This is a genomic window from Geodermatophilus ruber (genome assembly GCF_900114385.1).
Classification (GTDB): domain Bacteria; phylum Actinomycetota; class Actinomycetes; order Mycobacteriales; family Geodermatophilaceae; genus Geodermatophilus; species Geodermatophilus ruber.
In genome coordinates this window covers 129,407-143,727 of sequence record NZ_FOSW01000003.1, presented here as the reverse complement: position 1 = coordinate 143,727, position 14,321 = coordinate 129,407, and the positions used below count along the sequence as shown (strand labels likewise).

The window sequence follows — 14,321 nt, the reverse complement described above, 5'->3', positions numbered from 1 at the left end:
GTCCCGCGGGCTGCTCTCGCGTCCGCGCGCTCGCCTGCCCCGCGCAGACGGGCCCCGACGACGGCGAGAGAGACCACCGCCGTCAGGGTGGTCAGGGGCACGAGGATCCGCCAGTCGAAACAGGGATCCCCGCGCGGCCCCAGCGACGTGTGCGGGACTCGACCCCCGCGAGCGCACACTGGAGCTGGACCGACCATTGGCTGATGACATGGCGCCCTGGCGGGGAATACTTGAAGCCTCAAGTTTCTTTGGATGGTCTGACACCTGTTCGGGGGTTCACGTTCTCGGAGGTCCAGATGACCGCGCACACCACTGCCACCACTGCGTCCGCCGACGCCCGCATCCCGGCCTCACATCCGTTCGCCGCGCACCTGCGACGCGCGGCGGCCGCCGAGGCCGCGGACCCGCACCGGCTCTGGACGCCGGAGGACGGACCACTGCCCAGCCTGTACCTGTCCCACGGCGGTGGCCCGCTGCCCTTCGAGAGCCCCGAGTGGCTGACCCCGCTGCACGACTGGGCCCGCGCCCTGCCCAAGCCCAAGGCGATCCTCGTGGTCTCCGCCCACTGGGAGTCCGCGCCGCTGTCGGTCAGCGCCACCCGGCCGGACGAACTGGTCTACGACTTCGGCGGCTTCGACCCGCTCTACTACACGTTCCGCTACGACACCCCCGACGGCGGCGAGCTGGCCCGGCAGGTGGTCGGGCTGATGCCGGACGTCGAGCAGGTGCACGAGCACGCCCGCCGCGGGCTGGACCACGGCGCCTGGGTGCCGCTGAAGATCATGTACCCGGCCGCCGATGTGCCGGTGCTGCAGCTGAGCCTGCCCACCGACGACCCCGACCGGCTGCTGGCCCTCGGCGAGCGACTGCGCCCGCTGCGCGAGCAGGGCGTCCTGGTGGTCGGCTCGGGGCACATGACACACGGTCTGCCGTTCCTCACCCGCGAGATGTTCCTCGAGAACAGGGTCCCCGGCTGGTCGGCCGACTTCGATGCCTGGGCCGCCGACGCACTCGCCCGCGGCGCCGTCGACGAGCTGGCACGTTTCCGCACCGCCGCCCCCGGCATGCCCTACGCCCACCCGACGGTCGAGCACTTCACCCCGCTGTTCGTCACCCTCGGGGCGGCCACCGACCCGACCGCGCCCGTGGTCACGACGATCGACGGCTTCTCCGTCGGCTTCTCCCGGCGCTCCTTCCAGGCGGCATGAGCGCTCTGGGCGCAGTCGCGCACGCCGGTGCCGACGAGCCACGCCGGCTGACGGAGGCGGAGATGGCTGCCCGGCTGCACTGGTCCGGTAGCTGCGCGAGGACGCCGGCTCACCGACGCCGGCCACGTCAGCTGGGGCGCTGCTCCCCGGCGTCCGGGCCGGTCGCCTCGTCGGACGCCCCGGGGGACAGCCGGGCGTGCAGGCTCTCGACGGCGTCGCCGGTCACGGCGAACACCGGGAGCAGCTCCCGGTAGAAGCGGGCGGCGGCCGGGTCGGGGTGCACCACCTCGGTGACCTGGACGGCGGCGGCCGCCTCGTCCACCGAGCGCAGGTTCCCGAGGGCGACATGCCCCAGCAGCCCGGCCCCCGTCGCCGACCCCTGCCCACCCTCGGTGAACCCGATGGGCGTGCCGAGGACGTCGGCGAGCAACTGACGCCAGAACGCGCTCCGGGCGAACCCGCCGGTGGCCCGGAGCTCGGCGAGCTGCAGGCCCGCGCCACGCATGGCCTGCAGCACGAGACCGAGCTGGAGGGACACCCCCTCCAGCGCCGCCCGGACCAGGTGGGCGCGGGTGTGCCGCCAGGTGAGTCCGAGGACCGCCCCGTGCGGCTCTCCGCTCCAGCGCGGCGCCCGCTCCCCGGAGAGGTAGGGCAGCATCAGCAGGCCCTCCGCTCCGGGTGGCGCCTCCGCGGCCAGCTCCGGCAGCCTGCTGTCGGGGTCGGACAGGTCGCCGCCGACCACCCGGCCGAGCCAGCGCAGCACGTTCCCACCGTTGTTCGTGGCCCCGCCGACGACCCAGCGGCCCGGGACGAGCACGTAGCAGAACACCCCGCCCTCGTCGTCGACGCGGGCCTCCGGGACCACCCCCCGGATGGCCGCGCTCGTGCCGATCGAGCAGGCGGTCAGCCCGGGCGCCACGGCGCCCAGGCCGAGGTTGGCGAGCACCCCGTCGCCGGCGCCCAGGACGACGGGGGTACCGCGCGGGAGACCCCAGTCGGCGGCCTCCGGGCCGAGGTGGGTGACGACGTCGGTGGTCGGGCGCAGGGCGGGCAGCTGGTCCCGCCGGAGCCCGGCGAGGGCGAGGGCCTCCTCGTCCCAGTCCCGCGTCTCGAGCCGGTAGAGCCCGGTGCCCGAGGCGAGCGACTCGTCCACCGCCAGCAGGCCGGTCAACCGGTACAGCAGGTACTCCTTGATCCCCAGCCAGTGCGCCGCGCGACGCCACACATCCGGCCGGTTCTCCCGGAACCACAGCAGCTTGACCAGCGGCGACATGGGGTGCACCGGCGTTCCGGTGCGGCGGTGCAGCGCCAGCCAGTCCACCGACTCCCGCAGCCGCCGCGCCTGCACCGCCGCCCGCCCGTCGGCCCAGGTCACCAACGGGGTCAGGCGGGTGCCGTCGGCCGCCAGCCCGATCAGGCTGTGCATCGCCGAGGAGAAGGCGACGCCGGCGATGGGCCGGCCCGCGGCGCCGACGCCGGCGGCCACCTCGCGGACGGCGTCGGCCGTGGCCGCGGCCACCACGTCCGGGTCCTGCTCCGACCAGTGGGGGTGCGGGGACTCGGTCGGGTACTCCCGCGCGGCGCCGCAGTGGCTCGTGGCCGCGACGTCGACGGCCTCGACCTTGACCCCGGTCGTGCCGATGTCGATGCCGAGCACCAGGCCGGGTTCGGGCACGCTCACCTCGCCTGCCGCCGCCGGCTCAGGAGTTCCCGCGCCGGCGCCGGCGCAGCTCCCCCGCGACCTCCTCGGTGACGGTGCCCTCCGGCCAGGCGTCGACGCGCTGCTGTTCCTCCTCCGTGAGCGGACCCCTCACGGCGAGCGAGGCCTCCGTCGTCTGCGTCTCCATCTGCGTCCTCGACCTTCCTGCGGTAGGGCCTCGGCCGGGCACAGGGGGTCAGCGACCGGCCGGCGACCCGGCGGACCGTCGCGCGAGCCGGTGGGCGGCCAGGCCGGGGAGGTCCACCTCGTCGAGCGTGGACACGACGAGATCGGCGCCCGCGGCGGCCAGCGGACCGGCGTCGTCGGCCCGGGCGACCGCCAGCGCGGCCATCCGGCCGGCCCTGGCCGCCTGGATCCCGCTGACGGCGTCCTCGACGACGAAGCAGTCCCCGGGCGGGCTGCCGAGCTCGGCGGCCGACGTCACGAAGATCTCCGGGTCCGGCTTGCCGCGGGCGAAGTCGCGCCCGGAGAGGTCGGCGTCGAAGAAGTCGAGCAGGGTGAGGCCCGGCCGGAGGAAGTCGTAGGTCAGGCCCTCCTGGGCCGCGAGGGTGTCCAGCCTGATCCTGCGCAGGACGAGGTGGGCGTTCTTCGACGACGAGGCCGCGGCGGTTCGGATGCCCGCCGCCCGGACAGCGAGCACGAAACGCAGCGCGTCGGGATAGGCGTGGAACTGCCCGGCCTCGATCAGCTTCACGAGCAGGGTCTGCTTGCGGTCGGCATAGGTGCCGGCCCGGGTCCGGGCGTCGGGCACCCCGAAGTACTCGAGCCCGGCCAGCGCACCGCTCGTGCGGGGCTTGCCGGACATGACCTGCTGGTAGACCTGCGGGGTGAAGCGGTCCGCGCTCCACCCGGTCCGGCCCCGGATGTCGGCCCACTCGTTCTCCATCAGGTCGCGCAGGGACTCCCGCCACGCCCGCTCGTGCGGCGAGTCGACGAGGACGCCGTCGACGTCGAAGATCCCTCCGGCGAATCCTCCGGTCGGCATGTCCCGCCCTCCGGCCTGGGATCTGGGGCGCCCCCGCTCAGCAGGAGACCACTGTCCGGCCGGTCGCGCCATTCGCCGCTCTCCGGCCGTGCGCGCGGCCGCGTCGGACATCGACGCCGGGCATCCGGCCCAGGACGGGGCCGAGACCCGCACGGACGCCTGACCCGACGGGGCCGGTGGCCCGGCCGGGGCCGAGCCGGGCGGGATCTGGGCAGCACCCGCGGACCACCTCTCGCCGGGCCGCCGCCCGCCGAGGGCGCCGGCCGGCTCGTCGACGGCTAGCCTGCCCGGGTTCGGGTATGCCCGCCGTCGGCCCCGTCCTGGTCTGCGGATGGTGTGGACGCCCTCGGCAGATGCGCGCCGGCGACGGACCGGTCGCGCGACACGGGAGGGGCTCCCATGCGGGCGGAGCAGGTGACCGACCCGGTGGCCTACCACGGGGAGGGGCCGGTCTGGTCGGCCCGGTGGGGCGGGCTGCGCTGGGTGGACATGCTGGCCGGGGACGTGCTCTCCCTCGCCGAGGACGGCACGGTCGGCCGCCGTCACGTCGCGGACGTCGTCGCGGCGCTGCGGCCCCGCCGCGGTGGAGGCGCCGTCCTCGGCGTCGAGCGGGGTTTCGCCCTGGAGGACGCCGACGGGACCGTCACCCGGCTGGACCCCCTGTGGCACGCCGAGGACATCCGGATGAACGAGGGAGGATGCGATCCCGACGGCCGCTTCTACTGCGGGTCGATGGCCTACGACCAGCGAGCCGGCGCCGCCTCGCTGTACCGGCTGGACCCCGACGGAACGGTGCACACGGTGCTCGGCGAGGTGACGATCTCCAACGGGCTGGAGTGGAGCAGCGACGGCTCCCGCGCCTACTACGCCGACACCGCCACCCACCGGGTCGACGTCTTCGACTACGACCGCGACGCGGGCCTCACCGGACGACGTCCGTTCGCCGCGATCCCCGGCGGCGGCCGGCCCGACGGCCTGACCGTCGACGAGCAGGACGGTGTCTGGGTGGCCCTGGCCGACCGGGGAGCCGTGTGGCACTTCACCGCCGACGGCGTGCACGACGGCGTCGTGGAGGTGCCCGTGGACATGGTGACCGCCTGCACCTTCGGGGGGCCGCGGCTGGACCAGCTGTTCATCACGACGTCGCGCGAGGGTCTCCCGCCCGGCGCGGATCCTCTGGCCGGGTCGCTGTTCCGGGCCGACGTCGGTGTGCGCGGCCTGCCCGCCCGCGAGTTCGCCGGCTGACCGACGGCCACCTCGCCGGCGGCGGCCACCAGCGCCGTGGCCAGAGTCCACCACCCCGGACCGGCGGCGACCAGGAGGAGCACGGGGACGGCGGGTCACCGCCACGGCAGCCGGCTGCGGTTGCCCCAGTACTCGCCGGGGTCCTGCGGCTCGAGCAGGCTGCTCAACAGACCCTGGGTGTCGGGGTCGCCGGCCAGCTCGAGGGCGCGCATGTTGGCGGCCAACTGTTCGACGGACACAGCGCCGCTGAGCACCACATCGCACCACGGGCGGGCCAGCCCGGCCGCCAGGGCGAGCACGTCCACCCCGACCCCGTGCGCGCGAGCAGCCTCGGTGAGTCGGCTGCTGGGGTCGACGCCGCGGTCGGTGAGCCGGCCGTTGGCCAGCACTTCCTTGATCACCACCCGCAGACCGGCCGCATGCGCATCTGCCAGGGCCGGGCCCACGGACGGCTCGTACAGATTCCAGGTGCTCTGCACGCTGCTGAACAGCCGGTGGCCGTCGACAACGACGTCCAGTGCGCGCCGGACGGTGGCAGCCTGCTCGGGGCCGGAGGTCGACAGACCGACCTCCACCCCGCTGGCGCGAATCTGCGCCAGCTCACGGATCACCGCCGGGTCCCCCCACAACGGGCTGTCGAGTGTCAGGGAGTGGACCTGGTAGAGGCGCAGCCACGGACCCAGCAGTTCGTGGGACTCACGAAACTGTTGCGCCAGCATGGCGGCGCTGTGGTCCTTGACCTCGTGCTGAGGGGTGTCGATTCGCCAGCCGGCGGTGTAGCGGTAGCCCCACTTGCTGGCGACGAACGGCGGCGGCGTGGTCCGGCCGCGCAGCCAGGAGGCGAGGAACTCCTCAGCCAGCCCGTAGGAGCGAGCCGCGTCCACGTAGTTCACACCCAGGCCGGCGGCAGCGTCCAGAAGGTCGTGCGCCCGCCTCCGCAGGACTTCCGGGGAACGGTCGGCGGGCAGGTCTGCGTCTCGCCCGACGTTGATGTACGCCGGCCGGCCGATCGCGGCCAGCCCCAGTCCCAACTCGGCACCGGCCATCCGGCCTCCTCCGCTCCTCCATGCCCGAGCACATCACGGTGACATCAGCCCGCACATCCAGCGAGGCCGGGGGTGGCTCCGCACGAGTGGGAGCCGCCCCCCGGCCTCGGCCGGATGTGGGCGCGCTGTCGCCTCAGCTCTGCTCGCGGTAGGACAGCAGCCCGTCCACCGCAGCGGCACCGTCCCCGAGGACGCCGCTCTTCTGCGCGAGCTCGGCCACCCGCTCCAGCGGCTGCCGGGGCAGGTCGCTGCTGAACTTGGTCAGGACCATCGTCGGGATGACCGCCGGGTCGATCTGGGTGAAGTTGGGCAGCTCCGCGCGGACCTCGTCGGAATGATCGGCCGCGTAGTCCATCGACTCCTCCACGGCTGCGGTGAACGCCTCGACCAGCTCCGGGTCCTGCTGCGTCTTCTGCTCCGTGGTCGTGTACAGGGCGGTCACGAAGTCCGGGTCGGTGTCGACGAACTGCGAGGCGACCAGGCGGTTGCCCTGCGCCGCCGCGACGCCGAGGAAGGGCTCGCTCGTCGCCATGGCGTCGACCTGTCCCTCGGCCATCGCCGTGGCCATGTCCGGCAGCGGGAGCTCGACGAACGAGACGGCGTCCGGGTCGCCCCCGGCGGCCTCGACGGCGGCGCGCGTGGTCAGCTCGTGCAGGCCGGCCAGCGCGTTGACCGCCACCCGGCGACCGGCGAGGTCGCCGGCGTCCTGGACGTCGCTGGCCTCGGGGACCAGGACGCCGCCGTGGTCGGCGCCCTGCTCGCCGGTCGACCGGCCCCCTTCGGCGACGGCGACCAGCGGCAACCCGCGGTCACGCGCCTGCAGGAGGGTGACGACGTTGGCGTAGACGAAGTCGTAGGAGTCGTTCATCAGGCCGGGGACCAGGGCCGCGCCGCCGGTCCCGAACTGGATGTCCAGCTCGATGCCCCGGTCGGCGAAGAAGCCCTGGGCCTCCCCCACGTACAGCGCGGCGACGTCCACGACCGGGACGACGCCCACGGTGACCGTCCGCAGCTCGTCGCTGGCGGTCGCCCCGCCGTCGGCGGGCTCCTCGGAGCCGCCGCAGGCGGACAGGGCGAGCGTCGCTGCGGCCAGGGCTGCCAGCAGCGTCCGCGGGGGTGTTCTCATGCCGTACCTCCATTGGTCGGGCAGGTCCCGGAGGACTCCGGGAACCGGGGTCGTTCAGGCGGCGTGCGCGCGGACGGGCAGAGAGTCCAGACCGCGCAGCCAGTTCGAGTACGTGATGCGCGGCTCGCCGGTCAGCTCCAGCCGCCCCACCTTGCGGGCGAGCGCGGAGAGCAGGCACTCGGCCTCCATCCGGGCGATCAGGTGGCCGACGCAGCCGTGGACGCCGGTGCCGAACGCCAGGTGGCCGGCGGCCCGCCGGGTGATGCGGAACTCGTCGGGGTCCTCCCACCGGCGGGGGTCGCGGTTGGCCGCGCCGAGGAAGAGCAGCACCTTCTCGTCGGCGCCCAGCTGGATGCCGTCGAGCTCCACCGGGACGTTGGTCGTCCGCCCGATGATCGGACTCGGCGCGGTGTAACGGAGCGACTCGTCGAAGGCGAAGCGGGCCAGCGAGGGATCCTGGCGCAGCAGCTGCCACTGGTCGGGATTCTCGATCAGGGACCGGATGGTCAGCCCGATGCCGAAGATCGTGGTGTCCACCCCCGCGGAGAGGATGGAGCGAACCATCATGGCCGCCTCGTGCTCGGTGATCTCGCCCGCATCGGCGGCGGCGAAGATGTCGGCACCGAGCCCGTCGGGTCGCAGCGCCTCGCGCCGCATCTGCCAGGCCACGTAGGCGGGCGAATCGCCGGCCAGCTCGACGGCCTCGTCGTAGAGCTCGTTGCGGGGACCCATCGCCTGGAAGTTCAGGTTCGAGTACGGCAGCAGGTGCCGGCGCCCCTCCGGCACGAAGCCAACCGCGTCGGGCAGCACCGTGAGCGGGTAGGCCTGCGCCAGGTCGGTGGCGGCGTCGAACTCCCCGCGCTCGAGGAGCTCGTCGACCAGCGCGTCGGCGGTCGCGGCGAAGCCGGCCCGCAGGCGCCGCACGGCCGCCGGACCCAGTGCCCGGGTCATCACCGCCCGCCGGGGGGTGTGCTCCGGCGGATCGGCCTCCAGCAGCACGCTGGGCTCCCGCCAGTTCTCGGCCCGCCGGGTGTTGGTGACGCCGGTCCCGGCGGTGGAGGTGAACGTCCCCCAGTCCCTGAAAACCCGCTCGACCAGGTCGTGCCGCCCCGTGGCCCACACCTGGTGCGCCGACAGCCACACCACGGGAGCCGTCTCGCGCACCAGGGCGTCGATCCGCAGCGGGTCGGCCAGCGACTCCCGGGTGAAGGGGTCGACGTCCACGGTGGGGCGTCCGGTCGCGGGTGCCATCGCTGGGCTTCCTCCGGTCGTGTGCTCGACGATAGAGTTGCTAAATCAACTCGGCCGTAGTGCACCGTCCGCGCACGGCGATGTCAAGCAGGCGGCAGCAAAAAGTTGCTATATAAACTCCACGACCCGCAGCGTGCCCAGGTCCTGGAGGAGGAAGCCCGTCGTGTCGCTGGTCCGGCCCCGCTCAGTCGTTCCGGTGACTCCCCGGCTGCTCGACGGCGTCCTCCCCGCCTGCCACCGCCGCGCCCGTGTCGGCGGCCTCGAAGAGGTTGTCGTGCATACGGCGGAGGAATCCCCGCAGCTGGACGATCTCCTCGTCGGTGAAGCCCCGCAGCATCCGCCGTTCGCGCTCCAACGCCAACGGCAGCAGCTGATCGTGGAGCGCGACGCCCTCCTCGGTCAGGTAGAGGCGCCGCTGTCCCTCGGCGCGCTCGATGGCCACCAGCCCACGGTCGACCATGCCGGACACGCTGCGGGAGACCACCGACTTGTTGAGGCCCAGCACCGTGCACACCTCACCGGCGGTGGCCCCGGGGTGGTTGCCGAGCGCGGAGAGCACCCGCCAGTCGTTGACGCCCACGCCGAACCGGCGCATGTAGAGGTAGGAACCGCCCCAGGACAGGGCGTTGGCCACCAGGGAGAGGAACGCCGGCGTGTAGGCCTCCCGGTCGATCGTCACCGGCAGCTTCTCGCGGTGCAGCTGTGGACCGGCCACGCCGGCGCCCTCCCTCGTCCTGCCGGGACGCGCCGTCCCGATCCTCGTCGTGCCGTGGCCGCCCCTGGTTCGACGGCACCACCCCGCACGGCACGACCCAGTACCCCCGAGCGCGCCCAGGAGACCATGCCATGAACAAGCTGATCAACGAGCCCCGTGACGTGGTGGGTGAGGCCCTCGACGGGCTCACCGGAGCCGTGGCGACCACGTCCCGCCTGGCCGGCTGGACGACGGCGGTCCGCAGCGACGTGGCGGAGCTCCGGGCAGCGGGAAAGGTCGCCGTGGTGTCCGGGGGCGGCGCCGGGCACGAACCCGCGCACGCCGGCTACGTCGGCGCCGGGATGCTGACCGCCGCCGTCGCGGGCGAGGTGTTCACCTCGCCCTCGGTGGACGCCGTGCTGGCCGCCATCCGGACCGTCGCATCGCCGGCGGGCGTCCTGCTGATCGTGAAGAACTACACCGGCGACCGGCTCAACTTCGGCCTGGCCGCGGAGCTGGCCCGCGCCGAGGGAACGCCGGTCGAGGTCGTCGTCGTCGCGGACGACGTCGCCCTGGTGGCGGCGGTCGGCGCAGGCCGGCGGGGCATCGCCGGCACGGTCCTGGTGCACAAGGTCGCCGGCGCGGCGGCCGAGGCGGGCCTGCCACTCCCCGAGGTCGCGGCCCGGGCGCGAGCGGCCGCCGACGCGGTCCGGACCATGGGGGTCGCCCTGTCGGCGTGCACCGTGCCGGGCACCGCCAGGCCCTCGTTCCAGCTGACCGACGGCGAGATCGAGTGGGGCCTGGGCATCCACGGCGAGGCGGGGGTGGAGCGCACCGTCTCCCGCCCGGCGGATGCGATCGCCCGGGGCCTGCTCGACCGGGTCGTCGCCGACGGCGCCTTCGCCCCGGGGACACGGCTGGCCCTGCTGGTCAACGGGCTGGGCGCCACGCCGCCGATCGAACTGGACGTCATGGCGCGGGCGGCACTCGCGGACCTGCGCGGCCGCGGGCTGGTCGTGGAGCGGATCTGGGTCGGCAGCTTCCTCACCGCGCTGGACATGGCCGGGTGCTCGCTGAGCCTGCTCCCCGTCGACGACGACGTGCTGGCCGCCCTCGACTCGCCGACCACGGCGCCGGCGTGGCCGCGGCACGGCGGCGCCCCGGCGTCGGAGCCGAGGCCGATCGAGCCCCCCGCCGGGGACGCCGTACCGGTCATCGGCGGCGGGCTGGACGCCGGCGATCCCCTCCGCCGTGGCCTGGAAGCGGCCGCCGCCCGGTTGCTGCAGGCGGAGCAGGAGCTCACCGACCTCGACCGGGAGGTCGGCGACGGCGACCTGGGCACCAGCCTGTCCCGGGGCGCCCGGGCGCTACTCGAGGAGGTCGCCGACTACCCCGGTCAGGCCGGACCCGCGGCGGTGCTGCGGGCCGCGTCGGCCACGGTGCGCCGGTCCGTCGGGGGAACCTCGGGTCCGCTGTACGCGGTGATGCTCATGCGCGCCGCGGCAGCCGTGCCCGAGGATCGGCCGGTGGGCGCCGCCGAGTGGGCGGCGGCCTTCAGCGCCGCCGTGGACGGGGTGCAGGAGATCGGTGGAGCAGCGCCGGGCGATCGCACGATGGTCGACGCCCTTCGTCCCGCGGCCGATGCGCTTGCTGCGGATCTGGCCTCCGGGCTGGACCCGTGGAAGGCCCTGCAGTGCGCCGTGACCGCAGCCCGGGAGGGCACCCAGGCGACGGCGGACGTGCAGGCGAAGCTGGGCCGGTCCAGCTACCTGGGCGCCCGCGCCGTCGGCCACCCGGACCCCGGAGCGCACGCGGTCACCCTCTGGCTGGCCGCCGTCGCCGACGCGCTGGGCGCCTGACCCGGCTCGGCCGGCGGCGAGCGCATGCCCGCCGCCGGCCCGGTCCTACACGGCTCATCGGCGGGTGACCGCAACGGCAGCAACCGGTCCGGCCGGCGGGAGCCACCACGCACGGTCGCCGACATCGCCATCACCGCCCGCCCTCGGCCGCGAGCCCCTGCCACCGGCCGGACGGCGGTCGCCAGGGACGGCGAGACGGTCAGAGCTCCGACCGCAGCCGCCGGATGCTGCCTGCAGCGGACCGGACGCTGTACGCGGAGGCCGAGGGCGTCAGGCGACGACGGAGGTCCGCTCCGCGGTCAGGTCGAGGGCGACTTCGACGATCATGTCCTCCTGGCCGCCGACCAGGCCGCGGCGGCCGACCTCGAGCAGGATCGAGCGGACGTCGATGCCGTACTGCCCGGAGGCGGCCTCGGCGTGGCGCAGGAAGCTGGAGTAGACGCCGGCGTAGCCCAGCGTCAGCGTCTCCCGGTCCACCTGCACCGGCCGGTCCTGCAGCGGGCGGACCAGGTCGTCGGCGGCGTCCTGCAGCGCGAACAGGTCGCAACCGTGCTGCCAGCCCTGCAGGTCGGCCACGGCGATGAACGGCTCGATCGGGCAGTTGCCCGCACCCGCCCCGTGCCCGGCCAGCGAGGCGTCCACCCGGGTGACCCCCTCCTCGACGGCGACCACCGAGTTGGCCACCGCCAGGGAGAGGTTCTGGTGGGCGTGGATGCCGATCTGGGTCCCCGGTGCGAGCAGGTCGCGGTAGGCGCGGACCCGCTCGCGCACGCCGTCCATGGTCAGCCGGCCGCCGGAGTCGGTGACGTAGACGCAGTGCGCCCCGTAGGACTCCATCAGCTTGGCCTGCCGGGCCAGCTCGGCGGCCGGGGCCATGTGGCTGAGCATCAGGAAGCCCGACACGTCCATGCCCAGCTCGCGGGCGGTGGCGATGTGCTGGGCGGCGACGTCGGCCTCGGTGCAGTGGGTGGCCACCCGGATCGACCGCACGCCGAGGGAGTAGGCGTGCTTCAGCTCGGCGATCGTGCCGATGCCGGGCAGCAGCAGCGTGGTCAGCACCGCCCGGCTGCAGTTCTCCGCCGCGGCCTCGATCCACTCCCAGTCGGTGTGGGACCCGGGCCCGTAGTTCAGGCTGCCGCCGGCCAGCCCGTCGCCGTGGGCGACCTCGATGGCGTCCACGCCCGCCGCGTCCAGCGCGGCCACGATGCGGGCCACATCGGCCGGGGTGATCCGGTGCCGCACGGCGTGCATGCCGTCCCGCAACGTGACGTCCTGGACGTAGAGCTCGGGAGTGCGGTCCGCGGTCATGCGGTCACCTGCGCAGGGGTTCGGGTGGCCAGACGCTCGCCGACCCGCAGGGCCGCCGAGGTCATGATGTCCAAGTTGCCCGCGTAAGCGGGCAGGTAGTGGGCGGCGCCCTCGACCTCCAGGAACACCGTCACCTTCGTGGTCACCGGCGGCGCCCCCTCGGGCAGCAGGGTGTGCACCGGCTCGCCGGCGGCGATGGGGGTGAACTGCACCTCCTGCTTGAGCCGGTAGCCGGGCACGTACTCGGCCACGCTCTTCGCCATCTCCGCCACCGACTCGCGGATGGCGTCGTGGTCGGCGTCGCCGATCAGGCAGAACACGGTGTCGCGCATGATCAGCGGGGGCTCGGCCGGGTTGAGCACGATGATCGCCTTGCCCCGACCAGCGCCGCCGACCGCCTCGATCGCCTGGGCGGTGGTCTCGGTGAACTCGTCGATGTTGGCCCGGGTACCGGGTCCCGCCGACTTCGACGCGATCGACGCGACGATCTCCGCGTACGGCACCGGCGTCACCTGCGCGATCGCGGCCACCATCGGAATGGTCGCCTGCCCGCCGCAGGTCACCATGTTGACGTTGCGGGCGTCGTCGGCCAGGTGCTGGTCGAGGTTCACCGGCGGCACCACGTAGGGGCCGATCGCCGCCGGCGTCAGGTCCACCAGCTTCTTGCCATACCGCGCCAGCTTCTCGGCGTTGGCCGCGTGCGCCTTGGCCGAGGTGGCGTCGAAGACGATCGCGATCTCGGCGAAGCCCTCCATCGCGATGAGTCCGTCGACGCCCTCGTGCGTGGTGGGCACCTTCATCCGCGCCGCCCGGGCCAGGCCGTCGGAATCCGGGTCGATGCCGACCATCGCGCCCATCTCCAGCACGTCGGAGTGCCGGATCACCTTGATCATCAGGTCGGTGCCGATGTTGCCGGATCCGATGATTGCGACCTTGGTCTTGCTCATGCCCGGTCCCTTCCGGAGAACGTGGCGGTGATCGAGCCGAGGGGGCCGAGGTCTGCGGAGACGCTCGACCCCGGTGGGGTGGCGACCATCGGGCCCAGCGCGCCCGAGAGCACGACCTGACCGGCGCGCAACGGGTCACCGAGCTCAGCGGCGGTTCGGGCGAGCCAGGCCAGGGCGTTGAGCGGGTCGCCCAGGCAGGCGGCGCCGTTGCCCGCCGAGACGAGCTCACCACCCAGGCGCATGGTCATGGCGACGTCGAGGGGCTCGAACTCGGCGAGCGTCAGCCGCCGCTCCCCCACGATGAACAGCCCGCTGGAGGCGTTGTCGGCCACCGTGTCGCCGAAGGTGATGTCCCAGCCGGCGATCCGGCTGTCCACGATCTCCAGCGCCGCCACCGCGTAGGCCACCGCGCCACGCACCTGCGCGGCGTCGAGCGGACCGTCGGCCAGGTCCGCGCCGAGCACGAACGCGATCTCGGCCTCCGTCTTGGCCTGCAGAAGCCGCTCCGACGGAACCTCCGGCAGGGCACTGACATCCATGTCGTCGAACAGGACGCCGAAGTCCGGGCGGTCAACGCCCAACTGCTTCTGCACGGCCGGCGACGTGAGGCCGATCTTGCGGCCCACCACGCGGGCGCCCGCGGCCAGCCGCCGCTCGGTCAGCCGTCGCTGCACCGCGTAGGCCAGCTCGACGTCGTCGGTACCGATCAGGTCGCGGACCGGGACGCACGGAACGCCGGTCTCGGCGGCAGTCTGCAGCCGCTCCGCGGCCTGGGTGACGACGTCCCGCTGGGTCGAGACGGGCGGTGTGCTTGCGTGAGTCATTGCATCCCTCGGGTTGTGCGCTGTGTCTTCACGATGACCGGCGTCGGCCGGGAGCCCCTAGCGCGGCGTTCGGCTCAATCGCGTGGCCAGCGGCTCCGGCACGCGTGA

Annotated in this window: 13 protein-coding genes; 3 read left to right on the top strand and 10 right to left on the bottom strand. The window is 73.9% G+C overall.

Going from position 1 to position 14,321, the window contains the following annotated elements; genetic code table 11:
* The first annotated feature begins 296 nt into the window (after window positions 1-296).
* On the top strand, window positions 297-1,208 hold the full coding sequence (locus BMZ50_RS05825) for a dioxygenase family protein (RefSeq protein ID WP_091322227.1): 912 nt from the start codon (window positions 297-299) through the stop codon (window positions 1,206-1,208).
* A gap of 127 nt (window positions 1,209-1,335) precedes the next feature.
* Here the strand turns inward: BMZ50_RS05825 and BMZ50_RS05820 are convergent, their stop codons facing one another.
* From BMZ50_RS05820 to BMZ50_RS05815, 3 genes are read right to left on the bottom strand one after another with little or no spacing between them, the layout of a single operon-like run.
* The gene (locus BMZ50_RS05820; protein WP_245753406.1) at window positions 1,336-2,883 is read right to left on the bottom strand and encodes a gluconokinase; all 1,548 of its coding nucleotides are present in this window, start codon (window positions 2,881-2,883) and stop codon (window positions 1,336-1,338) included.
* A 25-nt stretch (window positions 2,884-2,908) separates the two neighbouring features.
* Window positions 2,909-3,055, bottom strand: coding sequence for a hypothetical protein (locus BMZ50_RS24035; protein ID WP_177212661.1), 147 nt, complete (start codon window positions 3,053-3,055; stop codon window positions 2,909-2,911).
* A gap of 48 nt (window positions 3,056-3,103) precedes the next feature.
* Entirely contained in the window at window positions 3,104-3,913 is an 810-nt protein-coding gene (locus BMZ50_RS05815) for an HAD family hydrolase (protein WP_091322223.1), read from the bottom strand.
* Window positions 3,914-4,312: 399 nt separating this feature from the next.
* Between BMZ50_RS05815 and BMZ50_RS05810 the strand changes: the two genes are divergently transcribed.
* A complete protein-coding gene (locus BMZ50_RS05810) occupies window positions 4,313-5,158 on the top strand; it encodes an SMP-30/gluconolactonase/LRE family protein (protein WP_091322221.1) in 846 nt (281 codons plus the stop codon).
* Between the two features lie 95 nt (window positions 5,159-5,253).
* On the opposite strand, the gene BMZ50_RS05805 is transcribed toward BMZ50_RS05810, so the two are convergent.
* The 4 genes from BMZ50_RS05805 to BMZ50_RS05790 all read right to left on the bottom strand — a co-directional run bounded on the left by BMZ50_RS05805 (window position 5,254) and on the right by BMZ50_RS05790 (window position 9,296).
* Entirely contained in the window at window positions 5,254-6,204 is a 951-nt protein-coding gene (locus tag BMZ50_RS05805) for an aldo/keto reductase (protein WP_091322219.1), read from the bottom strand.
* Window positions 6,205-6,337: 133 nt separating this feature from the next.
* Window positions 6,338-7,330: an ABC transporter substrate-binding protein gene (locus tag BMZ50_RS05800; protein ID WP_091322217.1), complete on the bottom strand. Its 993-nt coding sequence runs from the start codon at window positions 7,328-7,330 to the stop codon at window positions 6,338-6,340.
* Between the two features lie 54 nt (window positions 7,331-7,384).
* On the bottom strand, window positions 7,385-8,581 hold the full coding sequence (locus BMZ50_RS05795) for a cytochrome P450 (protein WP_091322215.1): 1,197 nt from the start codon (window positions 8,579-8,581) through the stop codon (window positions 7,385-7,387).
* Window positions 8,582-8,765: 184 nt separating this feature from the next.
* Window positions 8,766-9,296 carry a MarR family winged helix-turn-helix transcriptional regulator gene (locus BMZ50_RS05790; RefSeq protein WP_091322213.1) on the bottom strand — a complete coding sequence of 177 codons (531 nt, stop codon included), beginning with the start codon at window positions 9,294-9,296 and terminating at the stop codon, window positions 8,766-8,768.
* 131 nt (window positions 9,297-9,427) lie between these two features.
* Between BMZ50_RS05790 and dhaL the strand changes: the two genes are divergently transcribed.
* Window positions 9,428-11,134, top strand: coding sequence for a dihydroxyacetone kinase subunit DhaL (dhaL, locus tag BMZ50_RS05785; RefSeq protein WP_091322211.1), 1,707 nt, complete (start codon window positions 9,428-9,430; stop codon window positions 11,132-11,134).
* A 270-nt stretch (window positions 11,135-11,404) separates the two neighbouring features.
* Here dhaL and dmpG read toward each other — a convergent pair whose 3' ends face one another.
* Genes dmpG through BMZ50_RS05770 form a run of 3 tightly spaced genes read right to left on the bottom strand, consistent with a single transcriptional unit; the run spans window position 11,405 to window position 14,213 of the window.
* Window positions 11,405-12,442: a 4-hydroxy-2-oxovalerate aldolase gene (dmpG, locus tag BMZ50_RS05780; RefSeq protein ID WP_091322209.1), complete on the bottom strand. Its 1,038-nt coding sequence runs from the start codon at window positions 12,440-12,442 to the stop codon at window positions 11,405-11,407.
* Window positions 12,439-13,389, bottom strand: a complete 951-nt coding sequence (locus BMZ50_RS05775) for an acetaldehyde dehydrogenase (acetylating) (protein WP_091322206.1) — start codon at window positions 13,387-13,389, stop codon at window positions 12,439-12,441. The genes dmpG and BMZ50_RS05775 overlap by 4 nt, the downstream gene beginning before the upstream one ends.
* Entirely contained in the window at window positions 13,386-14,213 is an 828-nt protein-coding gene (locus BMZ50_RS05770; protein ID WP_091322205.1) for a 2-keto-4-pentenoate hydratase, read from the bottom strand. Before BMZ50_RS05770 ends, BMZ50_RS05775 begins: the two co-directional genes overlap by 4 nt.
* Window positions 14,214-14,321 lie beyond the last annotated feature (108 nt).

Excerpts from the sequence above, each read along its gene's own strand:
- BMZ50_RS05825 (WP_091322227.1), top strand. The coding sequence starts at position 297 with ATGACCGCGCACACCACTGCCACCACTGCGTCCGCCGACGCCCGCATC.
- BMZ50_RS24035 (WP_177212661.1), bottom strand. The coding sequence starts at position 3,055 with ATGGAGACGCAGACGACGGAGGCCTCGCTCGCCGTGAGGGGTCCGCTC.
- BMZ50_RS05815 (WP_091322223.1), bottom strand. The coding sequence starts at position 3,913 with ATGCCGACCGGAGGATTCGCCGGAGGGATCTTCGACGTCGACGGCGTC.
- BMZ50_RS05810 (WP_091322221.1), top strand. The coding sequence starts at position 4,313 with ATGCGGGCGGAGCAGGTGACCGACCCGGTGGCCTACCACGGGGAGGGG.
- BMZ50_RS05805 (WP_091322219.1), bottom strand. The coding sequence starts at position 6,204 with ATGGCCGGTGCCGAGTTGGGACTGGGGCTGGCCGCGATCGGCCGGCCG.
- BMZ50_RS05800 (WP_091322217.1), bottom strand. The coding sequence starts at position 7,330 with ATGAGAACACCCCCGCGGACGCTGCTGGCAGCCCTGGCCGCAGCGACG.
- BMZ50_RS05795 (WP_091322215.1), bottom strand. The coding sequence starts at position 8,581 with ATGGCACCCGCGACCGGACGCCCCACCGTGGACGTCGACCCCTTCACC.
- dhaL (WP_091322211.1), top strand. The coding sequence starts at position 9,428 with ATGAACAAGCTGATCAACGAGCCCCGTGACGTGGTGGGTGAGGCCCTC.
- dmpG (WP_091322209.1), bottom strand. The coding sequence starts at position 12,442 with ATGACCGCGGACCGCACTCCCGAGCTCTACGTCCAGGACGTCACGTTG.
- BMZ50_RS05775 (WP_091322206.1), bottom strand. The coding sequence starts at position 13,389 with ATGAGCAAGACCAAGGTCGCAATCATCGGATCCGGCAACATCGGCACC.
- BMZ50_RS05770 (WP_091322205.1), bottom strand. The coding sequence starts at position 14,213 with ATGACTCACGCAAGCACACCGCCCGTCTCGACCCAGCGGGACGTCGTC.